Annotated in this window: 23 protein-coding genes; 12 read left to right on the plus strand and 11 right to left on the minus strand. The window is 66.5% G+C overall.

Features of this window, described 5'->3' with window-relative positions; genetic code table 11:
• Window positions 1-65: 65 nt before the first annotated feature.
• Genes ASG86_RS10930 through ASG86_RS10940 form a run of 3 tightly spaced genes read right to left on the minus strand, consistent with a single transcriptional unit; the run spans window position 66 to window position 1,630 of the window.
• Entirely contained in the window at window positions 66-947 is an 882-nt protein-coding gene (locus tag ASG86_RS10930) for an SURF1 family cytochrome oxidase biogenesis protein (protein ID WP_056333769.1), read from the minus strand.
• Complete coding sequence (locus tag ASG86_RS10935; protein ID WP_056333773.1) at window positions 948-1,208, minus strand: hypothetical protein; 261 nt, start codon at window positions 1,206-1,208, stop codon at window positions 948-950.
• Window positions 1,205-1,630, minus strand: a complete 426-nt coding sequence (locus ASG86_RS10940) for a DUF3099 domain-containing protein (protein WP_056333776.1) — start codon at window positions 1,628-1,630, stop codon at window positions 1,205-1,207. Before ASG86_RS10940 ends, ASG86_RS10935 begins: the two co-directional genes overlap by 4 nt.
• A 154-nt stretch (window positions 1,631-1,784) precedes the next feature.
• On the opposite strand from ASG86_RS10940, the gene ASG86_RS10945 reads away from it, so the two are divergent.
• On the plus strand, window positions 1,785-2,510 hold the full coding sequence (locus ASG86_RS10945; RefSeq protein WP_056333780.1) for a beta-ketoacyl-ACP reductase: 726 nt from the start codon (window positions 1,785-1,787) through the stop codon (window positions 2,508-2,510).
• Between the two features lie 141 nt (window positions 2,511-2,651).
• Window positions 2,652-3,413, plus strand: a complete 762-nt coding sequence (locus ASG86_RS10950) for an SDR family oxidoreductase (RefSeq protein WP_056333783.1) — start codon at window positions 2,652-2,654, stop codon at window positions 3,411-3,413.
• A gap of 74 nt (window positions 3,414-3,487) precedes the next feature.
• Here the strand turns inward: ASG86_RS10950 and serB are convergent, their stop codons facing one another.
• The gene (gene serB, locus ASG86_RS10955) at window positions 3,488-4,381 is read right to left on the minus strand and encodes a phosphoserine phosphatase SerB (RefSeq protein WP_056334024.1); all 894 of its coding nucleotides are present in this window, start codon (window positions 4,379-4,381) and stop codon (window positions 3,488-3,490) included.
• Between the two features lie 125 nt (window positions 4,382-4,506).
• Here serB and ASG86_RS10960 point away from each other — a divergent pair, with 125 nt between their 5' ends.
• The 5 genes from ASG86_RS10960 to ASG86_RS10980 all read left to right on the plus strand — a co-directional run bounded on the left by ASG86_RS10960 (window position 4,507) and on the right by ASG86_RS10980 (window position 8,521).
• The gene (locus ASG86_RS10960; RefSeq protein ID WP_056333785.1) at window positions 4,507-5,292 is read left to right on the plus strand and encodes an ABC transporter ATP-binding protein; all 786 of its coding nucleotides are present in this window, start codon (window positions 4,507-4,509) and stop codon (window positions 5,290-5,292) included.
• A gap of 20 nt (window positions 5,293-5,312) precedes the next feature.
• Window positions 5,313-6,098, plus strand: a complete 786-nt coding sequence (locus tag ASG86_RS10965) for a sulfite exporter TauE/SafE family protein (RefSeq protein WP_056333788.1) — start codon at window positions 5,313-5,315, stop codon at window positions 6,096-6,098.
• A 7-nt stretch (window positions 6,099-6,105) separates the two neighbouring features.
• Window positions 6,106-6,912 carry a TrmH family RNA methyltransferase gene (locus ASG86_RS10970; RefSeq protein ID WP_056333792.1) on the plus strand — a complete coding sequence of 269 codons (807 nt, stop codon included), beginning with the start codon at window positions 6,106-6,108 and terminating at the stop codon, window positions 6,910-6,912.
• 156 nt (window positions 6,913-7,068) lie between these two features.
• Window positions 7,069-7,326 (plus strand): type B 50S ribosomal protein L31, encoded by a 258-nt coding sequence (locus ASG86_RS10975; protein ID WP_018771158.1) that lies wholly within the window; start codon window positions 7,069-7,071, stop codon window positions 7,324-7,326.
• A gap of 97 nt (window positions 7,327-7,423) precedes the next feature.
• The gene (locus tag ASG86_RS10980) at window positions 7,424-8,521 is read left to right on the plus strand and encodes a lipoate--protein ligase family protein (protein WP_056333794.1); all 1,098 of its coding nucleotides are present in this window, start codon (window positions 7,424-7,426) and stop codon (window positions 8,519-8,521) included.
• Between the two features lie 78 nt (window positions 8,522-8,599).
• Here the strand turns inward: ASG86_RS10980 and pepN are convergent, their stop codons facing one another.
• Both pepN and ASG86_RS10990 read right to left on the minus strand, forming a co-directional pair.
• A complete protein-coding gene (gene pepN, locus ASG86_RS10985) occupies window positions 8,600-11,236 on the minus strand; it encodes an aminopeptidase N (RefSeq protein ID WP_056333797.1) in 2,637 nt (878 codons plus the stop codon).
• A gap of 33 nt (window positions 11,237-11,269) precedes the next feature.
• Window positions 11,270-12,250, minus strand: coding sequence for a YeiH family protein (locus ASG86_RS10990; RefSeq protein WP_056333800.1), 981 nt, complete (start codon window positions 12,248-12,250; stop codon window positions 11,270-11,272).
• A 191-nt stretch (window positions 12,251-12,441) separates the two neighbouring features.
• Here ASG86_RS10990 and ASG86_RS10995 point away from each other — a divergent pair, with 191 nt between their 5' ends.
• Genes ASG86_RS10995 through ASG86_RS11005 form a run of 3 tightly spaced genes read left to right on the plus strand, consistent with a single transcriptional unit; the run spans window position 12,442 to window position 15,833 of the window.
• Window positions 12,442-13,998 carry a circularly permuted type 2 ATP-grasp protein gene (locus ASG86_RS10995; protein WP_056333803.1) on the plus strand — a complete coding sequence of 519 codons (1,557 nt, stop codon included), beginning with the start codon at window positions 12,442-12,444 and terminating at the stop codon, window positions 13,996-13,998.
• A 60-nt stretch (window positions 13,999-14,058) separates the two neighbouring features.
• Window positions 14,059-14,985: an alpha-E domain-containing protein gene (locus ASG86_RS11000; protein WP_018761308.1), complete on the plus strand. Its 927-nt coding sequence runs from the start codon at window positions 14,059-14,061 to the stop codon at window positions 14,983-14,985.
• Window positions 14,982-15,833 (plus strand): transglutaminase family protein, encoded by an 852-nt coding sequence (locus ASG86_RS11005; protein WP_056333806.1) that lies wholly within the window; start codon window positions 14,982-14,984, stop codon window positions 15,831-15,833. Before ASG86_RS11000 ends, ASG86_RS11005 begins: the two co-directional genes overlap by 4 nt.
• Before the next feature lie 50 nt (window positions 15,834-15,883).
• Here ASG86_RS11005 and ASG86_RS11010 read toward each other — a convergent pair whose 3' ends face one another.
• From ASG86_RS11010 to glgC, 3 genes are all read right to left on the minus strand, one after another.
• A complete protein-coding gene (locus ASG86_RS11010) occupies window positions 15,884-16,351 on the minus strand; it encodes a pyridoxamine 5'-phosphate oxidase family protein (RefSeq protein ID WP_056333809.1) in 468 nt (155 codons plus the stop codon).
• 18 nt (window positions 16,352-16,369) lie between these two features.
• A complete protein-coding gene (locus tag ASG86_RS11015) occupies window positions 16,370-17,821 on the minus strand; it encodes an SDR family NAD(P)-dependent oxidoreductase (protein ID WP_056333812.1) in 1,452 nt (483 codons plus the stop codon).
• Window positions 17,822-17,908: 87 nt separating this feature from the next.
• A complete protein-coding gene (gene glgC / locus ASG86_RS11020) occupies window positions 17,909-19,318 on the minus strand; it encodes a glucose-1-phosphate adenylyltransferase (RefSeq protein WP_056333814.1) in 1,410 nt (469 codons plus the stop codon).
• A 102-nt stretch (window positions 19,319-19,420) separates the two neighbouring features.
• On the opposite strand from glgC, the gene glgA reads away from it, so the two are divergent.
• Entirely contained in the window at window positions 19,421-20,626 is a 1,206-nt protein-coding gene (gene glgA, locus ASG86_RS11025) for a glycogen synthase (protein WP_056333817.1), read from the plus strand.
• Window positions 20,627-20,709: 83 nt separating this feature from the next.
• Here the strand turns inward: glgA and ASG86_RS11030 are convergent, their stop codons facing one another.
• Together ASG86_RS11030 and ASG86_RS11035 are read right to left on the minus strand one after the other, a co-directional pair.
• Window positions 20,710-22,821 carry an acyl-CoA dehydrogenase family protein gene (locus tag ASG86_RS11030; protein WP_056333819.1) on the minus strand — a complete coding sequence of 704 codons (2,112 nt, stop codon included), beginning with the start codon at window positions 22,819-22,821 and terminating at the stop codon, window positions 20,710-20,712.
• Between the two features lies 1 nt (window position 22,822).
• A complete protein-coding gene (locus ASG86_RS11035; RefSeq protein WP_200946255.1) occupies window positions 22,823-23,518 on the minus strand; it encodes a TetR/AcrR family transcriptional regulator in 696 nt (231 codons plus the stop codon).
• Between the two features lie 93 nt (window positions 23,519-23,611).
• On the opposite strand from ASG86_RS11035, the gene ASG86_RS11040 reads away from it, so the two are divergent.
• The gene (locus tag ASG86_RS11040) at window positions 23,612-24,967 is read left to right on the plus strand and encodes an acetyl-CoA C-acetyltransferase (protein WP_056333824.1); all 1,356 of its coding nucleotides are present in this window, start codon (window positions 23,612-23,614) and stop codon (window positions 24,965-24,967) included.
• Window positions 24,968-24,970: the final 3 nt, after the last annotated feature.

The raw sequence follows: 24,970 nt of genomic DNA on the forward strand, positions 1-24,970 counted from the left end.
CACGCGCGTCGCGAAGCGGACGGAACAAGCGCAACCAGCAAAGTGCCGTCGTCGTACTCCATGCCCTAGTACCCCTGCGCGTCGAGGAGGGCGTCTTCTTCTTCCTCCGCTGTGGCCTTCTTGCGCTTGCGCTTGCGCGGCGGGGCCGGGCGGCGGGCGGCAGGGACGGCGGAATGGACGGCGCCGTCCGGCAGCGTTTCTTCCTCGTCCTCTGCGTCGATCGCTGCATTCCGGGCCTGCTGGCGGGCCGCGTAGCCGAAGCCGACGAACATGAGCACACCGAACGCGAACCACTGCAGCGAATAGGACAGGTGCGTCCCCTCGTCCGTGGACGGCTTGGGGAACGCCACGGGCATGTCGGCGGACGGAGGCGTTTCCGACGCAAGCTGGCCGTAGGCGCCCGTGAGCAGCGGGTAGCCCAGCTGCGTGGCGTAGGTTGGCAGGTCAATGGACGCGAGCTGGCCTTCGGGGGCCCCGCGCTGAAGTTCCGGCTCGCCATGCTTCAGGCGAACGACGGCGGTGACCTCACCCGAGGGGGGTGCTGGCACCGAATCCGGGCTGCCCGGATTCCTGTTGCCGATGGGCAGCCAGCCGCGGTCGATGACCACCGTTTCGCCGCTGGTGAGGCGGAACGGGACCACCACCTCGTAGCCCGGCTGGCCGTTCAGCGGCCGGTTGCGGACAATCCGCTGGCCGGCCGCATCGTACGAGCCCTTCAATTCAACCTGGGTCCACTCCTTGGCCGGGTCAAGCTGGTTGAACTGGTCCCGTGCCTGCGCAAAGGGGATGGGGGTAGCGGAGTAATTGCTGACCACCCGGTTGATCTCGGCCAGCGTCTCCGCACGCCGGTCCATCTGCCAGCGGCCTAAAAATACGCAGGCGGCGGCAAAGATCGCGGCCAGCAGGAGATAGCCCAGCCATTTGCTGGAAAAAAGGAACCGGTACATTCAGATGTCCTGTGCCGGTGAACCGTCATCGCCGGGGCTAAGGGGAAGCGTTTCCTTCCAGAGCCCCCGGGTCTGCAGGTAGTCCTCCAGCCATTCCCGGTGGTCGGCGCAGGCCAGCCACGTTTTGCGGCGCTCGGGGGCGTGGATTTTGGGGTTGTTCCAGAGGAGCTGCCAGGACGCCTGGGCCCTGCACGCCTTCCGTGAACACATGGCGGTCCCGGACGCCACGTCCGATCCTGCCGCGAAATCGAAAAGACTCATGATGCCTGCCGCTCCTCCCCGGGGTCCTCATCCTTCACCAGTTCGCCTTGAAGCACAGCGCTTCCAGGTTCATCCTCCGGATCCGGAAGAACCGGGCTCTCAATCTCCGCCAGGGGGGCGGAATCCAGCAGCAAATCACTGTGGGCCTCGGCCTTGTCGCTGCCGTTGGCGATGACCACCGCAATCCAGGGCAGGAACACCGCGCCGGCCACCGCGATGATCTTGAACCAGCCGTCCACCACGAAGATCATGATCAGGCACACCATGCGGATTCCCATGGCCAGCGCGTACTTGATCATCCGCTGGCGCATGTCCTCAGAGTGCGCTCCGGCGGCGTCGGTAATGCTGTGGACCTCGGTATCGCCGGAGAACCGGCCCGGTTCTTCGGGCGCGGAATGTCCCGCATGGTTTTCAAGGGTCACGGTGGATGATCACGCTCCAAAGGCTTCCCTCAATTCTCGCACCATCGGCAGTGCTGCCCAAACCCGCAGCGGGCCTGCCGCTAAGATCGGAGGCAGCCCAAACCACACCCCCACTACCGCGGCGCAGCCTGCCGCAGAATCCCGGAGCCCCTTTATGACTGAAACAGCTTCCGCACCCCGCAGTGTCCTCATCACTGGCGGCAACCGCGGTATCGGCCTGGCCATCGCCCAGGCGTTCCTGGCCAACGGTGACAAGGTGGCGGTGACCTACCGCAGCGAAACCCAGCTTCCGGAAGGAATCCTCGGCGTTAAGGCGGACGTCACCGATGAGGCATCCGTGGACGCGGCCTTCAAGGAAGTGGAAGCTGCCCACGGTCCCGTCGAAGTACTGGTGGCCAACGCCGGCATCACCAAGGACACCCTGCTCCTGCGCATGAGCGAGGACGACTTCACTTCCGTCATCGACACCAACCTCACCGGCGCCTTCCGTGTCATCAAGCGCGCGTCCAAGGGCATGATCCGCCTCCGCAAGGGCCGCGTTGTCCTCATTTCCTCGGTCTCCGGCCTCTACGGCGCACCGGGCCAGATCAACTACTCCGCATCCAAGGCCGGCCTCGTGGGCATCGCCCGGTCCCTCACCCGCGAACTCGGCTCCCGCGGCATCACCGCCAACGTGGTGGCACCCGGCTTCATCAACACCGACATGACCGCCGAACTCCCCGAAGCCACCCAGAAGGACTACCTCACCAGCATCCCCGCCGGCCGCTTTGCCGAAGCCGCCGAGGTTGCGAATGTGGTCCGGTGGATCGCCAGCGATGAAGCCGCCTACATCTCCGGTGCGGTCATCCCGGTGGACGGCGGCCTGGGCATGGGCCACTGACCCTTCCGGTCATTGCCCCTGCAGGAAACTAGCCGGGCGGCCCTTATTTGTCGGAGCCGCACAACGGATATCCGCAGCAGCCGCTGGCATGATGGACTGCAGACCACAACGATTTAGATGTTTCGAACAAAGGAAGCTCGAATGGGACTGCTGGACAACAAGACGGCCATCGTCACGGGATCATCGCGGGGCATCGGCGCCGACGTAGCAAAGATCCTCGCCTCGGAGGGTGCCGCCGTCGTGGTCAACTACCGCCAGAAGGCGCCGCGCGCCAACAAGGTGGTACAGGGAATTGAAGCCGCCGGCGGACGCGCTGTCGCCGTGGGAGCCGACCTCACCACGCAGGAAGGCGTGCAGGCCCTGGCGAGCGCCGCGATGGAGAACTTCGGTTCGCTGGACATCCTGGTGCTGAACGCCTCGGGCGGCATGGAAACCGGTATGGGGGAGGACTACGCCCTCAAGCTCAACCGCGACGCACAGGTCAACATGCTCAACGCTGCTGTGCCCCTGATGAAGGAAGGCTCCCGCGTGGTTTTCGTTACCAGCCATCAGGCGCACTTCATCAACACCGTGCCCACCATGGAGGCCTACGAGCCGGTGGCCCGCAGCAAGCGCGCCGGTGAGGACGCGCTGCGCGAACTGATCCCCAACCTTGCCGAAAAGGGCATCTCCCTGGTGGTGGTGTCCGGGGACATGATCGAGGGAACCGTCACCGCCACGCTCCTGGACCGCTCGACCCCGGGCGCCATCGAGGCCCGGCGGGCTGAAGCCGGCAAGCTGTACTCCGTGGAGGAGTTCGCCGAGGTGGTGGCAAGCATGGCAACGGCCGACGTCGAATCCGGCCATACGGAGTACGCCGGGGGAGCAGATTACTTCGGCAAGGGTGCCCAGCCCGCCAGCTAGGCTCCCCACTTCGTGAGAAGGGCCCACGCCGCAGGGAATTCCTGCGGACGTGGGCCCTTCCCTGTTAAGAGCGGCTAGACTCCGGCGACGTGGCGGACCGCGTCCAGGTACGGCATGTTGAGGGCGGCGTCGGCCACGGCGCGGACGGCGGGCTTGGCATTGAACGCCACCCCGATCCCGGCGGCACCGAGCATGTCCAGGTCGTTGGCGCCGTCGCCCACCGCGATGGTGTGCTCCAGCGCGATGCCCTCCGCAGCGGCCCACTCCCGCAGGTACTTCTCCTTGGCCGCCCTGTCCACCACGGCGCCCAGCACCTTGCCGGTTAGCGCGCCGTCGACGATTTCCAGTTCATTGGCCTGCCAGTAGTCCAGGCCCAGGTCGGCCGCGATCGGCTCCAGGATCTGGTTGAAGCCGCCGGACACCACTGCCACCGTGTGGCCGGCTGCCTTGAAAGCGGCCACCAGATCGCCAGCGCCTTCACTGAGCTTCACTTCGTTGCGGACGGAATGGACGACGTCGGCCGGCAGCCCGGCGAGCACGGCCACCCGGGCGTGCAGGCTTTGGGCGAAATCCAGTTCCCCGCGCATGGCAGCTTCCGTGACGGCGGCCACTTCGTCCCGCTTGCCGGCATAGGCGGCCAGGAGCTCGATGACCTCCTGCTGGATCAGGGTGGAATCCACATCCATGATCAGCAGCTTCCGGGCAGCGGAGCGGAGGCCGGCCGGAACAACGGCAGTATCGAAATCGCTGGTGGCGGCCCCGGCCACGGACCTGCGCAGGGCGGCGAGCCCGGCCTCGGTCGCATCCGAAAGGGCCAGGTCAAGGATGTGGACCTGGTACCGGTCGCCTTCCGGGGAGGATTCGGACAGTACCTGGGCGCCGTGCGATGCGAGGACGGAACGCAGCTGCTCCAGCCCGGTGGGGGTCACATTGAGGCCATAGCTGACCGCAGTCACGTTCGAAGTCATGCCTGCAATCTTAGCCAGCGCCGACGGGACCGCTGGAATCCGTTGCGGACCCACCGCTGCGAAGCATCCACGGGCCTTCACACCGGTTATCAGTCATCTTCTATTTTGTCCTAGTGTCTACTCCTATGAGTGATGTTCTGGAACTGGACTCCGTCAGCGTTGTCCGAGGCAAAAAGACCCTGCTGGACAATGTCGACTGGCAGGTCAATGAAGGCGAGCGGTGGGTCATCCTTGGCCCCAACGGCGCCGGCAAAACCACCCTTCTCCAGATCGCTGCGGCCCGGCTCCACCCGAGCAGCGGCACCGCGGGCATCCTCGACGAAGTGCTGGGCCGCGTTGACGTCTTCGAACTCCGGCCGCGCATCGGCCTTTCCTCTGCTGCCCTTGCCACCCAGATTCCGGAACACGAGAACGTCCTCAACGTCGTGGTCACGGCCGCCTACGGTGTCACCGGCCGCTGGCGCGAAGGCTACGAGCGCGACGACGAACGGCGCGCGTTCCGGCTGCTGAACGACTGGGGCATGGGGCCACTGCTCAACAGGACTTTCGCCACGCTGTCCGAAGGCGAGCGCAAGCGCGTCCAGATTGCCCGTGCCCTCATGACGGACCCGGAACTGCTGCTCCTGGATGAGCCGGGCGCCGGGCTGGACCTGGGCGGCCGCGAAGAGCTGGTCCACAAGCTGGGCGAACTCGCCGGCGACGAGTCTGCGCCGGCCATGGTCCTGGTCACGCACCACCTTGAGGAAGTCCCGCCCGGCTTCACCCACGCCATGCTCCTGCGCGACGGCAGCGTCGTGGCGGCCGGCCCCATCACCGAGGTCCTGACTGAAGAGCACCTGAGCACCACCTTCGGCCTGCCGCTTGCGGTCACCGAGAAGGCGGGACGCTACACCGCCACCGCACGCCGCTAGAAGCGGCCTGCGCTACTGCCTTGGAACTCTTCAGCAGCATCATTGTGTTCATCGCCGGTCTGTGGGCCGGCACCATCAACGCCGTAGTGGGCTCCGGCACCCTGGTCACGTTCCCCGTACTCATCGCCCTGGGCGTGGCCCCGGTGGTGGCATCGATGAGCAACGCCATGGGCCTGGTGGCCGGCACCGCGGCCGGGGCTTTCGGCTACCGGCGTGAACTTGCCGGGCGGGGACGGCAGGTGCTGCGCCTGCTGCCGGCGTCGGTCCTGGGCGGCGTGTCCGGCGCCTGGCTGCTGCTGCACCTGCCGGAGAAGGTGTTCCACTACGTTGCGCCGGTCCTGCTGGTCCTGGCGCTGCTGATGGTGGTGTTCCAGCCAAGGCTCCAGGACTGGGTGCGCAACCGCGAGGCCAATCCGGAGCACGCCGTCCGGGACAAACGCCACGGCATCCTCCTGTTGGTCCTCGTCTACCTCGCCGGCGTATACGGCGGCTACTTCGTGGCAGCCCAGGGGATCCTGCTGGTGGGAATCCTGGGCGTCTTCCTCACCGGGACCATCCAGAACGCCAATGCCATGAAGAACATCCTGGTGCTCGGCGTCAACATGGTGGCCGCCATCTCCTACCTGCTCTTCGCCTTCGACCGGATCAACTGGCTCGTGGTGCTGCTCATCGCGGTCAGCTCCACGATCGGCGGCATCCTGGGTTCCAAGGTGGGCCGAAAGCTCTCGCCGCGCGTCCTCCGGGCCGTGATCTTCAGCCTGGGCATCGTGGCCCTTGCCGTCATGATCGCCAACCTGCTGAAATAATCACCCGGTGACCTTCCACTACCTCGAATCCGCCGACGACCCGCGCGTCAGCGACTACACCACCCTGACCGACGTGCACCTTCGCAAGCTCCGTGAACCGGCCGAGGGGATGTACATCGCCGAGTCGTCGCGGGTCCTGCGCCGGGCGCTGGCAGCGGGCCACCGGCCGCGTTCGTTCTTCCTGGCGGAGAAGTGGATGGCGGACCTCGACGACGTCTTCCGGGCGTATCCCGACGTTCCGGCTTTCATCGGCTCCGCGGCCCTGCTTGAGGAGATCACGGGTTTCCACCTGCACCGTGGCGCCATGGCGGCCATGCAGCGCCCCGCGCCGGTGCCGCTGCCGGAACTCCTGGCCGGTGCCAGGCGCGTGGCCGTGCTGGAGGACATCGTGGACCACACGAATGTGGGTGCCATCTTCCGCTCCGCCGCAGCGCTGGACATCGACGCCGTGCTGGTCACCCCGCGCTGCGGTGATCCGCTCTACCGGCGCAGCGTCAGGGTCAGCATGGGCACGGTGTTCCAGGTTCCCTGGGCACGCATGGGGGACTGGCCGGGCGACCTGCAGGTGCTGAAGGATCACGGCTTCACCGTCGCGGCACTCGAACTGACGCCGGACGCGGAGGACGTCGACGCCGTCGCGTCCCGCAACCTGGACAAGCTCGCCCTGGTGCTGGGCACCGAAGGCGCCGGCATGAGCCCGGAGACGCTCGCCGCCGTCGACCTCGCCGTCAAAATCCCCATGCGCAATGGCGTGGATTCGCTCAATGTGGCCGCTGCGTCGGCCGTGGCGTTCTGGGAGCTGCGGGCGCGGTAAGGACGCGGATAACCGGTTCGTCACCCCCTCCCGCATCGGCTATGATGGATAGCTGGTTGTCCTGCTTTTTCAGCTTCGGCTGATGCAACAGATCCCAGCCATCCCATTCATACCTGGCAGCTGGCAAAATCCAGTTGCGCGAACAAAGGTCCCATTATGAAGTCTGATACCCACCCGAAGTACGAAGCTGTTGTCTTCAACGACCTGGCCTCCGGCACCAAGTTCCTGACCCGCTCCACCGTGTCTTCCAACAAGACCATCGAGTGGGAAGACGGCAACACCTACCCGGTCATCGACGTCGAAATCTCTTCCGAGTCCCACCCGTTCTACACGGGCAAGCAGCGCATCATGGACTCTGCAGGCCGCGTCGAGCGCTTCAACGCTCGCTTCAAGGGCTTCGGCGGCAAGAAGTAATCGTCTTCCCCAAGGTCTGATGGAAAGCCCGCACCGGCAACGGCGCGGGCTTTCTGCTTTTAACCGTGCACCTGTTTTCTGGGGCAGGATGGAAAGCATGACCCAGCCACGTATTCCTGCCCATGATGCCGCCAGCAACCAGCGCCTGCACGGTGAGTACAAGGTCCCGGGCGGCAAGCTGGTGGTGGTGGACCTGGCCGTGGCGGACGGCGCCCTGGCTAACGTCTCTGTCAGCGGCGACTTCTTCCTGGAGCCGGACGAGGCACTGGAGGACATCAACCGCGCCCTGACCGGCCTTCCTGACACCACGCCTGCCAAGGACCTGGCAGCGGCCGTCACCGCCGCCCTGCCGGCCGGTGCCGTGCTGTTCGGCTTCTCCGCTGACGCCGTGGCCGTGACCGTCCGCCGTGCCCTGGCCAAGGCAACGTCCTGGGGCGACCACGAGTGGAACGTCATCGCGCCCACCGTGCTGCCCACCGAAATCAACGTTGCCCTTGACGAGGTCCTCACCGAGGCCGTGGGCGCCGGTGCCCGCACGCCCACCCTACGGTTCTGGGACTGGCAGGAGCCGTCGGTGGTCATCGGCAGCTTCCAGTCGGTGCAGAACGAGGTGGACCCCGAGGGCGTGGCCAGGCACGGCATCAACGTGGTCCGCCGGATCAGCGGCGGGGGAGCGATGTTCATGGAGGCCGGCAACTGCATCACCTACTCGCTCTACCTGCCGCAGACCCTGGTGGACGGGCTCAGCTTCGCCGACTCCTACCCCTTCCTGGACGCATGGGTCATGGCGGCACTGGAACGGCTGGGCATTAACGCCTTCTACATTCCGTTGAACGACATCGCCACGGACCAGGGCAAGATCGGCGGTGCCGCGCAGAAACGCCTGGCCAACGGCGGCATGCTGCACCACGTCACCATGAGCTACGACATCGACGCCGACAAGATGGTGGAGGTGCTCCGGATCGGCAAGGAGAAGCTTTCGGACAAGGGCACCCGCAGCGCCAAGAAGCGGGTGGATCCGCTGCGTCGCCAAACCGGCCTGGCGCGCACGGCGATCATTGAGGCGATGATGGACGTTTTCAGCGAGCGTTACGGTGCAACCCCGTCATCGTTGGCGGGACACGAACTGGCGGCAGCCGAGGAACGCGTGGCCACCAAGTTCGGCACCAGGGAATGGCTCCACCGGGTCCCCTAGCCCCATCGACTGCTGCCGACTCGTCCCGCAGCCTATCCACTGCTGCGTAACTGCCGTTTTGCGGCCTGAAAACGGCAGTTACGGAGCAGTCGATGAAGGAACGACGGCGGCCTGCGCGGTGAGCGCGCGCAGCAGGTGGCTGCGCTGCTCGATGATGATACGGCGCAGGGCGTGCGGCGCGTCGGGGTTGGCGGCCAGCCAGTCATCCGTCCGTTGGACCACCGGGTGCTCCCGAGGGCTTGTGCCCGCCAGATCCTGGGCGGCGGGATAGAGGCCGCGGACAATCCGGCTGGCGATTTCGATGCTGCGTTCGGCCCAAACAGTCAGCAGGCAGTCGAAGTAGGGCTCGACGTACGGCTCCAGCAACGCCGGCGGCGCGGTGCTGAATCCGCTGATGGTGGCAGTGAGGAGTTGGTTGGAGAGCTCGTTCCCGTGAACGGCGGCTTCCCAGGCCGCAGCCTTGACCGCCGGGTCGGGTCGGGACGCCATGGCCGTTGCGTGGCCGGCGCGGCCGGATGCCGTGGTGTCGCGCGCCAGCTCTGCGTCGAGCTCGGCCGCGCCGGCCTGTCCGTTGGCGGCGAGCGCATGCCACAGCTGCCAGCGCAGCTCTGCATCCACGGACAGCCCCGGCACGGTTGCCGTGCCGTCCAGCAGGCCACGGAGCCGGGGGAGCGCTGCCGCATCATGCCGGCTGAGGGCGGCAAGGGTGCGGGCCCAGGCAAGCTGTGCGTCAGAACCGGGCACGGCCCGGTCCAGTTCGCCGGCGGCGGCCGCAAGGAAGGAAGCACGGACACTCCCGCGGGTGCCCGCCGGTGTGTAACGTTCGACGGCGGTGGTGGCGTTGTCCAGGATGTTTAGCAGGACCCCGATGCCGCTTTCAGCCGGGGCGAACGCAGCGACGGCGTCAGCGTACAACGATGCCGGAGTTTCGCCGTCGCGTGCGGAGTTCCACAGCGCAGTCCAGCAGAGGGCACGCGCCATGGGGTCAAGGATCCGGTCCAGGGATGCGCGGACCGTTGCCTCGGAGACCGGGTCCAGCCGCACCTTGGCGTAGGTCAGGTCCTCATCGTTGACCAGCAGGAGCGCCGGCCGTTGCTGCCCGGCGAGCTGGGGGAGCTCCGTCCGCTCGCCGGCAACGTCCGTTTCGATGCTCCCGGTCCGCACCAGGGCGCCGCCGGCATCAAAGTCATAGGAACCCACCCGGAGCCGGTGCGGACGCAGCTCCTCACGTCCCGTCACCGGATCCACCGCTTCCTGGACGATGGCCACCCGGCCCGGCACGCCGTCGTCGTCCGTTGCACTGGAAGCTGAAAACTCCATGGACAGGCTGGAAATGCCGGAGGTCTGCAGCCACTGCCGGGCCCACCCGGACAGGTCCCGCCCCGAGGCCGCCGCCAGGGACGCCAGGAGGTCGGCCAGCGACGTGTTGCCGTAGGCATGCTTCCTGAAGTACTCCCGCGACCCGGCAATGAACGCGTCAAAGCCCACGTAGGCCACCAGCTGCTTCAGTACCGACGCGCCCTTGGCGTAGGTGATGCCGTCGAAGTTCTGTTTTGCCGCTTCAAGGTCCGGGATGTCGGCCACGATGGGATGGGTGGTGGGGAGCTGGTCCTGCACGTAGGCCCAGGCTTTGCGTTTGTTGGCGAAGTTGACCCAGGCGGTGTCCCAGTCCGTGGCCCGGTCAACACCGAGGGTTCCCATGTAGTCGGCGAAGGACTCCTTCAGCCACAGGTCGTCCCACCACTGCATAGTCACCAGGTCGCCGAACCACATGTGCGCCATCTCGTGCATCAGGGTGGTGGCACGCGCCTGGTACTGGGCGTCCGTGGCCCGCGAGGTGAACACGTAGCTTTCCGTGAACGTCACCAGCCCCGGGTTCTCCATGGCGCCGAGGTTGTATTCGGGAACGAACGCCTGGTCGTACTTGCCCCAAGGGTAGGGGAAATCGAAAAGGCGGTTGAAGAAGTCCAGGCCCTTTTTCGTGAGGCTGAAGAGCTCCCCGGTGTCGAAGGAGCCCGCCATGGATGCACGGCAGTAGAGGGCGAGCGGGACGTCCAGCTGGCTGCCGTCGTCGAGCGTTGCCTGCCAGCGGTCCGTGGCCTTGAAGTACGGCCCGGCCAGGATGGCGGTGATGTAGGTGGACATCGGCAGGGTGGTGGCGAAGTCCCAGCACGCCGTGGCGGGGTCGCTGGTCAGCACGGTCCGGTTGACCTCCGCGCCGTTTGACGCCACATGCCAGTCGGCGGGGGCCATTACGTGGAAGGTGTAGGTCGCCTTCAGGTCGGGCTGCTCGAAGTTGGCGAAGACGCGACGCGCATCAGCAGGCTCGTACTGCGTGTACAGGTAGCACCGCCCGTCCGCCGGGTCCACGAACCGGTGCATGCCTTCGCCGGAACGGCTGTACAGCGCCGTTCCCGTGACCGTGACCTGGTTCTCGGCCCGCAGGTCGTCCAGCCGGATCCGCGCGCCGTCCACCACATCCTCAACCCGCAGGCCCCTGCCGTTGAGGAACACGCTGTGCACGTCACCTCCGATGAAGTCGAGGAACGTACTGGCGCCAGGTTCGGCGGTGAAGGTGATGACGCTGCGGCTCGTGTAGCCGGTGACCGCTGGATCCGCTGCCTGCCGCACATCCAGGGAGATGTCGTAACTGGTGGTGCTGATCCGGGCTGAACGTTCGGCGGCTTCGCGGCGCTGCAGATTCTCATGTGACACCCGGCTATCTAATCACGGTGCCGATTCATTGGTTCAGCCGGCGATCAGGAAGGCTGCAGCCAGGCCCAGCACGGCAATCAGGAGCCACGAAGCGAGTGCCGCCAGGAGCGCCGGTCCGCCGGTGTGGAGCAGGGTGCGGATACGGACCGCAGAGCCAAGGCCAAACAGGGCCGCACCCAGCAGGATGTCCTGCAGGGTGGCCCCCAGGTCGAGCAAGCCTGCGGACAGCCAGCCGGTTGAGCGCAGCGCCACCATGGCAACGAAGCCCACGACGAACAGCGGCACCAGCGGCGGCATTTTCTCAGCCACACCATCCCCGGTGCCCACGGCACGCACCCCGTTTCGGTGATGCGCACCTGCCAGCGCGGCCACGGGGGCCAGCAGCAGCACCCGGGTGAGCTTGACGACGACGGCGACCGCCAGGGCAGCGGTCCCGGCGGTTTGCGCCGTGGCCACCACCTGGCCCACGTCGTGTACCGACGCGCCGGTCCAGGCTCCGAACACTGTGGCCGTGAGCCCCAAGGGTTGCGCGAGGAGGGGGAGGACGCCGATGGCGAGCGTGCCGCAAAGGGTGACCAGGGCCACGGGCAGGACGGTTTCCGCGTGCCGGATGCGGCGGACGGCGGCCATGGCGCCAATGGCGGAGGCACCGCAAATGGAGAATCCCGTGGCCACCAGCAGTGAGGTTACAGGCGGCAGGCGGAACAAGCGCGAAATCGCATACGTCCCGCCGAAACTGGCTGCCACCACGCCCACAATCAGGACCAGGGCCAGCCAACCCAGGCCCAGGACATCCATGACGCTGACCTTCAGGCCCAGGAGTACGATTCCCCCGCGCATCAGGTGCTTGCCGGCGAAGTCCAGCCCCGGCCGTGCCCGGCCTCCCGTCCACGTGCCGGCACCGGGCAGGTTGGCGGCCAGAACGCCCAGGACCACAGCGAGGGTCATTGCCGGCAGGGCCGGCAGCAGTCCATGCACCAGGAAGGCCGCTGCGACGGCGGCAGCGGCGGTCATCAGCCCCGGAACCAGGCGGGCAATCCGCGGCCCGGAACGGCCGCGGCCCGGCGCTGGGAGGCTTCTGCTGACTGGCACTCACCTACTGTGCCCGACGAGGCCCGTAAAGTACGAACCGGGCCATTGGCGCCAACACGCCACAATGGATGGCAGTAATGAATTCGAAACAAAAAGATGGTTGGCTATTGGACATGTCAGACCTATTCCAGGATTACTCCGAGGCCGCGGGCCGATCCGGAGCCTACGACGAGATGTTCGCCCCGGGGCAACAGGCCAGGGACTCGTACGGGCAGGTGGCGGACGCACTCCGGAAGCTCTCCCTGGCGGACGTCACCGCACGCGCCGACTCCATGGCGCGCACCTTCCTGGACCGTGGGGTGACCTTCGACTACGCGGGTGAGGAACGGCCCTTTCCGCTCGACATCGTGCCCCGCGTCATCCCGGCGGCCGAGTGGGACGTCCTGGAAAAGGGGGTCGCCCAGCGGGTCCGTGCCCTGGAAGCCTTCCTGAACGACGTCTACGACAAAATGACCGTAGTGTCCGACGGCGTGATCCCGCGCCAGCTGGTGACCACCAGCGCACACTTCCACCGGCAGGTCCACGGCTTCGAACCGGCCGGCGGGGTCCGCGTCCACATCTCCGGCATCGACGTCGTCCGCGACGCCGCCGGCACGTTCCGTGTCCTGGAGGACAACGTCCGCGTACCCTCCGGTGTCAGCTACGTGCTGGAGAACCGGCGCGCCATGGCCAAGGGCCTGCCGGAGGCCTTCGGTCAGCAGCTCATCCGGCCCGTCGAGGAATACCCGCGCCGGCTGCTCTCGGCCCTGCGCAAAACCGCACCGGCAGGCGTCGACGATCCCACCGTCGTCGTCCTGACCCCGGGCGTGTTCAACAGCGCCTACTTCGAGCACACCCTCCTGGCCGGCCTGATGGGCGTGGAACTGGTGGAGGGCCGCGACCTGATCTGCCGCGGCAACCGCGTCTACATGCGCACCACCGCCGGTGAACAGCGTGTGGATGTCATCTACAAACGGATTGACGACGACTTCCTGGACCCCCTCCAGTTCCGCTCCGACTCCATGCTCGGCTGCCCCGGCCTGGTCAACGCCGCCCGCGCCGGCGGCGTCACGATTGCCAACGCGGTGGGCAATGGCGTTGCCGACGACAAACTGGTTTACAGTTACGTCCCTGACCTGATCCGCTACTACCTCAGCGAGGAGCCCATCATCGCCAACGTGGACACCTTCCGCCTCGAGGAAAAGGAAGCCAGGGAGTACACCCTGGACAACCTCGCGGAACTCGTGGTCAAGCCCGTGGACGGTTCCGGCGGCAAGGGCCTGGTCATCGGCCCGGATGCCTCCAGGGATGAACTGGACGCCCTCCGCCAGCGGATCATCGCTGACCCCCGCGGCTGGATCGCCCAGCCGGTGCTGCAGCTCTCCACCGTCCCCACATTGAGCGGAGACAAGTTCGGCCCCCGGCACGTGGACCTCAGGCCCTTTGCAGTCAACGACGGCGACAACGTCTGGGTCCTCCCCGGCGGCCTGACCCGCGTGGCACTCAAGGAAGGGTCCCTGATCGTCAACTCCAGCCAGGGCGGCGGATCCAAGGACACCTGGGTCCTTGCCGATTCACCCCAGATGCCGGTGGAAACCGTTCCCCGCCAATCCGTCACGGTCCGTGAACGGGTCTCCGTGTGGCCGGTGGAAAGCAACTGGCGCGACCGCCAGTCGGAGCAGCAGCAGTGAGCCGCGCCGCCGTCGGGCATTTCCTTTACACCGTTCCGGGCGCGCAGGAGGTAGCCGCGAATGCTTAGCCGAATTGCCGAGTCCCTGTTTTGGATCGGCCGCTATGTCGAACGGGCGGACGGTACCGCCCGCATCCTTGACGTGCACCTGGAACGCCTCAACCACCTCCCCATGGAGGAGCGCAGGAGCGTCGCCCAGGAACTGCTCGCGGTCATGGGCGCCCGCCCCCAGAGCGAGGATTTCGGCCTGCCCGAACTGCTCCATGCCCTGGCCTATGACAAGACCAGCGCCACGTCCATCGCCGGTTCCCTGGGCGCTGCCCGTGAGAATGCCCGCCGGGCGCGTGAAACCGTGTCCTCGGGGCTCTGGGAGAGCCTGAACACCACGTACTACGGCCTGAGCCAGCACCGCAAGGACGTGGTGGGTACCTACCGCTTCTGCAACTGGACCCTGGAACGCACCGCCATGGTCAGCGGACTTGCCGACACCACGGTGAGCCACGACGAAAGCTGGCTCTTCCTGGTCCTGGGCCGTTCCCTGGAACGTGCGGACATGACGGCCCGGATGCTGTCCACCCGCGACGTGCTCTCCGCCGGCATGTCCTGGGTGAACATGCTGCGCTGCGCCGGCGCCTACGAGTCCTTCCTGCGCACCCGCCGCGCCGCGTTCGGCGACCAGCACGCCGCCGAATTCCTGCTGCTGGACCGGCTCTTCCCCCGCTCCATCGTCTACGCGCTGCGGGACGCCGACGAGTGCCTGGCCAAGCTGGACCCGTCCGCGCAGCGGGTGGGTTTCATCAACGATGCCCGCCGCATCGTGGGGCAGGCCAGGACCTTCCTTGAGTTCCACCGGACGGATGACCTCATGTCCGAGCTTCCCGAGCACATGGAACGGGTCCAGAAGGCAGTGTCCCAGGCCTCGGACGCCATTTCCCGTAAGTACTTCAATCAGGCGGACGAACTGGCCTGGGTGGGAGAAGTGTCATGACCCGGTTGAGCATCGTCCACAGGACGGCCTACAAGTACAACAAGCGCGTCACCCTGTCCTACAACGAGGCCCGGATGACGCCGCTGACGGATTCGCAGCAGGTGGTGCTGGAGTCCGTGGTGAAGGTGTCCCCGTCCCAGGCGGCGGTGAGCACCTACCGCGACTACTGGGGGACCAGGGTCACGGCCTTTGACATGCAGATGCCCCACGAGAACCTCGAGGTGGTCTCCAACATCACGGTGGAGGTGCACCGGGCGGGGAAAATCCCTGCGGAAGCGGACATCGTGGGCTGGGACGTCCTGGCCGCACCGGAAACACTGGACACCTTCAGTGACTGGCTGCCGCAATCCCGTCTAAGTGGGCCGGGCGAGGAAGTACTGGGCATCATCCCGGACGTTGTGGCGGGGAAGAACCCGCACGAAGCTGCCATGGCCGTCTTTGCCTGGATGCGGGGCGAGATGACCTACATGTCCGGCTCCACCGCTGTGACCACCAATGCGGAGGAGGCCTGGGGCCAGCGCCAGGGCGTGTGCCAGGACCTGGCTCACCTGGCCATCGGTGCCCTGCGCAGCTGCGGCATTCCGGCACGCTACGTCTCCGGCTACCTGCACCCGCGGTCAAGCGCGGGAATCGGCGAGACCGTGGCCGGACAGTCGCATGCCTGGCTGGAATGGTGGGACGGTGACTGGCGCAGCTGGGACCCCACCAACCACAAACCTGCCGGTGACTTCCACGTCACGGTGGCCCGGGGCCGCGACTACCGGGACGTGCCCCCGCTCAAGGGCATCCTGTCCGGCGGCGGCGGGTCCGCCCTGAACGTCAGCGTGGAGATCACCCAGCTCGCCTGAGGCGCCAGGTTTCCCGGCCGCCACGGCCGGGAAACCTGATGCCGCCTGCCTTATTCCGGCGCCGTTCTGGCGGCGCTGCTGATCTGGGTCCACCACGTCATCGGATCGGTGACCTGGAAGCGGCGGCCGGTGACCGAATCCGGGGTGATGCGGACGAAAGCGTCCTTCCGCCCCGACTGCCACGGGAAGAGGTACAGGCGGGAGGTTTCCAGCACGTCCTCAGTGCTCTTGACCAGGGCCGCGGTGCCCTTGATCACCACACTCCAGGCCAGCCCCGTTTCCGGATCCACGCCGTCCGCCTCCACGGCCACAGGGGCATCGCCGGACGCTGCCGACAGCTTTGTCCCCTGGCTGGTCCGGAAGACCAGCGTGCCGCTGTCCACGGTGTAGTTGACCGGGAAGATGTCCGGGCGCCCATCCACGAGCACAGCCAGCCTGCCCACGGAGACCGTCCGCAGCAAGGCCCAGCATTCATGGTGTTCGAGGTTTTGGACTGGGGTAGATGACTCGTTGCTCATGCGGTGAGCATACGCCCTTCACCAGGGGCTGGGCTTGTAATCCTTCAGGAAGACGCCGTACTGGTCCTCGCCGTTCTCGCCCATGACGATGGGGTCGTAAACCCGTGCCGCACCGTCCACCAGGTCCAGCGGAGCGTGGAACCCTTCCTCCATCAGCCGGACCTTGGTGAAGTGGGGGCGTTCATCGGTAATCCAGCCGGTATCGACGGCCGTCATCAGGATGCCGTCAGTGTCCAGCATTTCCTGGGCGCTGGTGCGGGTCATCATGTTCAGCGCGGCCTTGGCCATGTTGGTGTGCGGATGTCCCGGCCCCTTGTAGGCCCGGGAGAACTGGCCTTCCATCGCGGAGACGTTCACGATGTACTTCCGCCGTGCGCTGGAGCGCCTCATGGCCCCGCGCAGCCGGCTGACCAGCAGGAACGGCGCGGTGACGTTGCAGAGCTGAACCTCGAGCATTTCGAGCGGATCCACTTCGTCCACCACCTGGGTCCAGCTGTTGATGGTGGCAAGGTCAGGGACCAGGCCGCCGGCGTCGATGGCGGTGCCGGAGGCGATCCGCTCCAGCGAGGCGGACCCGGTGGACAGTGCCAGTGACGTGATGGCGTCGCCGGCCAGGACCGGATGTTCGGTGACGCTGCCGGCGAGCGCCAGCGGATGCTTGTCGTGGGCATGGCCGAAGGTCAGCAGTTCGGGGCCGCCGTTGGCCTCTTCCAGTGCTGCGGGCAGCGGCTCGTCCTCGGCGTCCACCAGCGGCTTGTACGCGTTGCCGGAACGGCGCACGGTCTGGGCGGCGTTGTTGATGATGATGTCCAGCGGACCGGCCTCGTTGAGGGAGTCAGTCAGGGCCATGACCTGGGCAGGATCGCGCAGGTCGATGCCCACGATCCGGAGCCGGTGCAGCCATTCCCCGCTGTCTTCCATGGCGGCGAAGCGGCGGGCCGCGTCCTTGGGGAAACGGGTGGTGATGGTGGTGTGCGCTCCGTCGCGCAGCAGCCGGAGGGCGATGTACATCCCGATCTTCGCGCGGCCGCCGGTCAGCAGGGCCCGCCGTCCGGTCAGGTCGGTCCGGGCGTCGCGCTTGCTGTGGCTGAAGGCAGCGCATTCGGGGCAGAGCTGGTGGTAGAAGGCGTCCACCTGGGTGTAGTGCTGCTTGCAGATATAGCAGGGGCGGGACCGGATGAGGTGCCCCGCGATGTTGCCCGTGGCCGACGGTGCCAGCTTGTTGCCGCGGGTCTCGTCGTCGATCCGGTCCGGCGCAGCGGTGGCCGTTTGGGCAATGACGGCGCGGTCGGCGTCGGCAATGGAATCCCGCTTGGTGACCCTGCGGTGGCGCTTGACCGCCTTGAACATCTTGCCGGTTGCGCGGCGCACCGAGATGTAGTCCGGGTGCTCCTCGTCGTACGCGTGGATGGTGTTCAGGACCTTGAGGCAGGCCTGGATGTCCTCAGGGGTCAGATCGGGGGAGCTCATTGGGAAAATTTTACAGCGTACGCCGCAGGCCGGGGCACCATCAGTGGTGCCCCGGCCCGCAGATGCCTTGGGGAAGCAGTGTCCGGGTCAGGAAACCCGGGCGCCGGGTGCGGCTTCCGCAGCCGCAGCCGCATGGGTGCTGGCCACCTTGTCCGCAGCCTCGCGCATGTCGGGGTATTGGTCCGCGGCCGCCTTCACGGCGCTGGGGAGCTGGCTCAGGTGCCTGGCGGCGAGCTGGCGTTCTTCATCGTCCGGTTCCGGTACTTCCTGGCCTTTGGACAGGACCGTGATGCCGGACTCGGTGACCTTGAAGCCGCGTGCGCGGTCAAGGTCCGGGTCCAGCCCGATGGCGGCACCGGCAGGGACCTTGACGTTCTTGTCCAGGATGGCGCGGTTGATCACTGCCCCTGCCCCCACCTGCACCTTGTCCATCAGGACCGAGTCGATGACCCGGCTGCTGCTGGCCACGTAGACGTCGTTGGAGAGCACTGAGCCTTCCACGATGCCGCCGGAGATCACCACACCGTTGGCAACGATGGAGTCCAGGGCCGTACCCACGGTGTTGTTCTGGCCCCGGACGAACTTGGCCGGCGGGGAAATGCTCTGCCGGGTGTAGATGGGCCATTCGGAGTTGTACAGGTTGAACACGGGCAGCGGGGAGATGAGGTCCATGTGGGCGTCGTAGAAGGAGTCGATGGTGCCAACGTCGCGCCAGTAGGTGCGGTCGCGTTCGGTGGAGCCGGGGATGTCGTTGAGGGTGAAGTCGTAGACGCCCGCCTCGCCCTGGTTCACGAAGTACGGGATGATGTCCCCGCCCATGTCGTGTTTGGTGTCCAGGCGCTCGGCATCGACGTGCAGCGCGGCCACCAGGGCGTCGGCGTCGAACACGTAGTTGCCCATGGAGGCCAGGAACTGGGAAGGATCTGCGGCAAGCCCGGGGGTGCTGGCGGGCTTTTCCACGAAGGCGGCGATCTTCTGGGGATCGTTCTGGTCCACTTCGATGACGCCGAACTGGTCGGCCATGTGCAGCGGCTGACGTACGGCCGCCACGGTGGCTTTGGCTCCGCTGTTCACGTGCTGGGCCACCATCTGGGCGAAGTCCATCCGGTACACGTGGTCCGCGCCGACCACCACCACGATGTCGGGGTTGGCGTCGTGGATGAGGTTCAGGGACTGGTAGATGGCGTTGGCGCTGCCCAGGAACCAGCTCTTGCCCACGCGCTGCTGGGCGGGAACCGAAGCGATGTAGTTGCCCAACTGGGTGGACATCCGCCAGGTCTCGGAGATGTGCCGGTCGAGGCTGTGCGACTTGTACTGGGTGAGCACCACGATCTGGAGGTAGCGAGAATTGACCAGGTTGGACAGCGCGAAGTCGATCAGGCGGTAGCTGCCGGCGAAGGGCACGGCGGGCTTGGCCCGGTCTGCCGTCAGTGGCATCAGCCTGTTTCCCTCGCCACCTGCGAGGACAATGGCCAGGACTTTTTTCGTTAACGGCATGATGGTCGCTCCTGTACGCCTTCGTAACTCCCCAAGACAGTCCGGTAGGCCCGGACTCCTTCACACTAGAACAGTTATGCGTGAAGGACTACCTTGGGTCTTGTGCGAATAGACATTGTGACTAAAGAGTTCCCGCCCGAGATCTACGGTGGCGCCGGGGTGCATGTCGCCGAATTGAGCAGGGTGCTTAGCAAGCACGTTGACCTGCAGGTTCGTGCGTTTGGTGCTCCCCGCGACGCCGACTACCATGGCGCCGCGGTGACGTCATACCAGGTCCCGGAGGACCTCGGCGGGGCGAACGCGGCGGTGCAGACCCTGGGCGTGGACCTGCGCATTGTGCCGGACGTCCAAGGCGCGGACCTGGTCCATTCGCATACCTGGTACGCCAACATGGCGGGGCATCTGGCCTCCCTGCTGCACGGAATTCCGCACGTTCTGAGCGCCCACAGCCTCGAGCCACTGCGGCCGTGGAAGGCTGAGCAGCTCGGCGGCGGCTACGCCCTTTCTTCCTGGGTGGAAAAGACTGCCTATGAAGCGGCAGCGGCCATCATCGCCGTGTCCGAGGGCATGCGCCAGGACATCCTGCGCAGCTACCCCAACGTTGATCCGGCAAAGGTCCGGGTGGTCCACAACGGCATCGACGTGGAGCTGTGGCAGCGTGATGAAAACGACGACGCCGTCCGTGCCCTGGGCATCGACCCCGCCAAGCCAAGCGTCGTCTTTGTGGGAAGAAACACAAGGCAGAAGGGCGTCCCGTACCTCCTGCGGGCGGCCGCGAAGCTTCCGGCCGACGTCCAGCTGGTCCTGTGCCTGGGCGCGGCGGACACCCCGGAACTGGCAGCCGAAACCGCCGCCCTCATCGAGGACCTGCAGAAGCAGCGGACGGGCGTTGTCCTGATCGAACGGATGCTGCCGCGCCACGAACTGATCCAGGTGCTCAGCCACGCCACCGCCTTCGCCTGCCCCTCCATCTACGAACCGCTGGGGATCGTCAACCTCGAAGCCATGGCCTGCGGCGCTGCTGTCGTAGCCAGCGCCACGGGCGGCATTCCCGAGGTGGTTGAGCACGGCCGGACCGGACTGCTGGTGGACCTGGAACAGGTCACCGACGGCACCGGCACGCCCCTGGACCCTGAAAAGTTCGTCAAGGAGTTCGCTGCGGCTCTCACCGAGGTCGTGTCCGATCCCGAACGGGCCCGCGCCATGGGGCAGGCCGGCCGGGAACGGGCCGAGAAGCACTTCTCCTGGGAGTCGATTACGGAAACCACCCTCGAGGTGTACCGCTCGGTGCTGCCGGCACAGAGCTGACCCACGTGAAGCATTAACGACGGCGGCGCCGCCCGCCTTGCAAGGTGGGCGGCGCCGTCGTCCTTGCTGCTGTTGGGGGACGGCTACTTCCGGTTCCCGGCCGTGCGCGCCAGCAGGACCTTCTCGTCCACGGGCGACTGCCCGCTGGCCCGCTCGCTCCGGAAGTGGGCACGCGCTTCGTCCTGCCGCGTCTTCTCGGCGCCAGTGGCGATGGCAGCCCGCACATGGTCATCGCCGTAGCCGAAGGCGTCCACCAGGTCCAGGGCATGCGGCCGGATCCTCTCCAGCAGCCTGTTGATGTATCCGCCCACAGTGCGGGCCCGCTGCATGGAAAGCCGGCCGTTCATGAGATACCAGGACAGGTTCTTCTCGATCAGCGACAGGCCGAAGAGGTCCCGCAGCCAGGTCAGGACCTTCCTGGTCCCGGGATCGTCCACCTGCCGCAGCGCGTCCGTGAACGCTTCCCACTGCAGGAGTTCGGCATGTGCCTGGGCGGCGTCGATGAGTTCGTTCTGGTGCCGGTTGAACAGCGCGGCGCCCTTGTCCTGCGGCAGCCGCTTGCTGCCCTTCAGGGCGGTCCCGGCCTCGGCCACCATGGTCTGCACCCTGTCGGTCAGCAGGGCGCGCTGGCCTTCCTCGTCCCGCAGCGCGATCGCAGCCTTTTGGACCGAGCCGGTGTCGGCCACGAACTGGGCCACCTGGCGCAGACCGGTGCGGTGGACAGCTGCACCCGCAGCCTGGTTCACCACGTAGCGGGCCAGCACGCCGAAGTCCACGCTGCGGAATTCCTTGGCGTAATCAGCCAGCAGGCGCTTGGCCACCAGCTGCAGCAGCACCGTGTTGTCGCCCTCGAAGGTGGCATACACATCCAGGTCCGCGCGCAGTGAGGCGAACCGGTTCTCGATCAGGAAGCCGGCCCCGCCGCACGCTTCCCGGCATTCCTGAAGGGTGTCCAGGGCATGCCAGGTGCTCAGGGGCTTCAGTGCAGCTGCAAGGGTTTCCAGGTCCTGGCGGTCCGCGTCCGTGTCATGGGCGCCGGAGAAGACATCATCGAACTTCTGCAGCAGCTGCTCGTGGGCAAAGCCGGCCGCGTAGGTGGTGGCAAGCCGGGTGAAGAGGCGCCGCTGGTGCCGCTGGTAGTCCAGCAGGACCTCTTCCTCCGTGTGCGAGGAGGCGTTGAACTGGCGGCGTTCGGTGGCGTACTGGATGGCCGCCTTCAGGGCCACCTTAGAGGCCGCGACGGCGGCGCCGTCAAGCGAAACCCGGCCCTGGACCAGCGTGCCCAGCATGGTGAAGAAACGCCGGCCGGGGCTGGCGATGGGCGAGGTGTAGGTTCCGTCGGCATCGACGTTGCCGTACCGGTTCAGGAGGTTTGTCCGTGGAATGCGGACATTGGTGAAGTGCAGCCGGCCGTTGTCGATGCCGTTCAGGCCGCCCTTGATGCCGTCGTCCTCCCCGCCGATTCCGGGCAGGAATTCCCTGCTGGCCGGGTCCCTCAGGTCGACGTAGAAGGCGTGTACCCCGTGGTTCACCCCGCGGGTGACCAGCTGGGCAAAGACAACAGCGCCCAGGCCGTCGATGGCAGCGTTGCCGATATAGTCCTTCCATGCCGCGCGGAACGGGGTGTGGATGATGAACTCTTCGGTGGCGGGGTCATAGGTTGCGGTGGTGGCGATGCTGGCCACGTCCGAGCCATGGCCGGTTTCGGTCATGGCGAAGCAGCCGGGTATTTCCAGGTTCATGATTCCGGGCAGCCACTTGGTGTGGTGCTCTGCGGTGCCCAGGTGCATCACCGCGGATCCAAAGAGTCCCCACTGGACGCCGGCCTTGATCTGCAGCGAAGGGTCAGCCACCACCAGTTCCTCGAACCCTGCGATGTTTCCGCCGTGGTCATCGGCGCCGCCCAGCTCTGCGGGGAAGGCGCGGTGCACGGCTTCATGCTCTACGAGGTATTTCAGCTGGCCGAACACCCGGGCACGGTGCTCCGTATGCGTCAGGCCCTCGATCTTGTGCAATTCCGGCCTTGCGGCCAGCTCCCTTGCCTGGAGCCGTACGTCGGCCCACTTGCCGAGGAGTTGCCGCCCCAGTGCCTCGACGTCGACGGCGGGGGCAGGGCTGTCGCCCATGGGTGTGGCTGCAGGGGTTGCCGCGGGCCGAAGCCCCTTGCGGGCAGGGCGGTCCACTACGTCAGTCATGTCACAGTCCTTCTTTGGCGGATAACTTGGTGGTCGATGGGGCGGGAGTGAGTTCGGGAGCTATGCCTACACACAGCCACGCCGTGATCTGGCGGGCCATGTTTTCCTGGGTTGGCTTGGCGGGGGAGTCCGGGGTGCTGAGCCATTGCTCGCCGGCGTTCCGCACCAGGCCGATGGCCGCTTTGGGCCAGTAGCCGATGACGGTTTCGCCGACGTCGCCCAGATGCGAACGCATGGGGGTGGCGATCATGTCGGCGATGGCGTCAAAGAAGTGGCCCAGAGGGCCGCCCAGGGCGGCCGGATGTGGCGGGTTGGAAGGTTCCGCTGGGGCATAGCTGGTGACGAACGTATAGACATTAGGGCTGGTGTCCGCCATTTGAAGATAGGCAGCCACCATGGCCAGCAGGCCTTCCCGGGGAGTGACGGCACTTTGGGCAGCTTCCTGGATGCGTTGCTGCATTTGGCTGAGCACAACTTCGCCCACGGCCTGCTGCAGCCCGGCTTTGTCCCCGAAATACCGGTAGAAAACCGATTTCGAGGTGCCTGCGGCCGTGGCGATGTCCTCCATGGAGGCGTCACTGCCCAGCGCGTGCACCGCACGGCGGGCCTGCTTAATCAGTTCGCGGCGCCGTTCCTCCCGGTGGGTCTGCCAGCGTGCGGAACGTCCGTCAGGGGCTGCGGAAGACGGAGCCTCCATGGCCGGGGGGAGAGTTGTGTCCGGGAAGTTCACGATACCTAGCGTATCAGGTACGCTGGGTATCGGTAACCACTTGTGACCAGAGGAGCCATCATGTCCACAGACGGACAGTCCACCCCCGCAGCAGAGGGATCGCCCCGCGCCTCCGTCCCGGCCACCCGCAGGGCGGTGATCGTCGGGGCCAACCGGATTCCGTTCGCCCGCTCCGGCGGCGCTTACGCAAAATCCTCCAACCAGGACATGCTGACAGCCGCCCTCGACGGCCTGATCGCACGCTTCGGCCTCCAGGACGAAAGAATCGGCCAGGTGGCCGCGGGAGCCGTACTCAAGCACTCCAGGGACTTCAATCTCACCCGTGAGGCCGTCCTGGGCTCGGCACTTTCCGCCGAGACCCCCGTGTACGACCTCCAGCAGGCGTGCGCCACAGGTCTTGAAACCGTGGTTGGCCTGGCCAACAAGATCAAACTCGGGCAGATCGATTCGGCCATTGCCGGTGGAGTGGACTCAGCCTCCGACGCGCCGGTAGTGGTCAGCGAGGGACTGCGCGAGGTGGTCCTGGACCTTCACCGGGCCAAGACGCTGCCCCAGCGGCTGCAGATCCTGGCCCGGCTGCGGCCCAAGGACCTGGCACCCCTGGCGCCCGGCACGGCCGAGCCCCGCACCGGCCTGAGCATGGGCGAGCACCAGGCCCTCACCACAGCGCAATGGAAGATCCCGCGGGAAGCACAGGACGAACTGGCGCTGAACAGCCACCGCAACCTGGCGGCCGCCTACGAGTCCGGCTTCTTCGATGACCTGATGACCCCCTACCGCGGACTGACGCGGGACGGCAACCTGCGGGCCGACACGTCCCTTGAGAAGCTCGCCTCCCTGAAGCCGGTGTTTGGCCGGAACCTCGGGGCAGATGCAACCATGACGGCAGGCAACTCAACACCACTCACAGATGGTGCCTCCACCGTGCTGTTGGCATCCGATGAATGGGCAGATGCCCGTGACCTGCCCAAGCTGGCAACGGTAGTGGACGCCGAAGCTGCAGCGGTGGACTTCGTCCACGGCAAGGACGGGCTGCTGATGGCCCCCGTGTTCGCCGTACCCAGGCTCCTGGCCCGCCAAAACCTTACGCTGGCGGACTTCGACTACTTCGAAATCCACGAAGCATTCGCCGCCACCGTCCTCAGTACCCTGGCCGCATGGGAGGACGAAGACTTCGGCCGCACCCGCATGGGCCTGGACGGCGCCTTTGGCAGCATTGACCGTTCGCGCCTCAACGTCAACGGGTCTTCGCTCGCAGCAGGCCACCCGTTTGCGGCGACCGGTGGCCGCATCGTTGGCACGCTCGCCAAGATGCTCCACGCCAAGGCGGCTTCCACCGGTCGTCCTGCCCGCGGCCTGGTTTCGGTCTGCGCAGCCGGCGGCCAGGGCGTCGTCGCGATCCTGGAATCTCTGTAGGGG

Source organism: Arthrobacter sp. Soil764 (genome assembly GCF_001428075.1).
Lineage (GTDB): Bacteria > Actinomycetota > Actinomycetes > Actinomycetales > Micrococcaceae > Arthrobacter.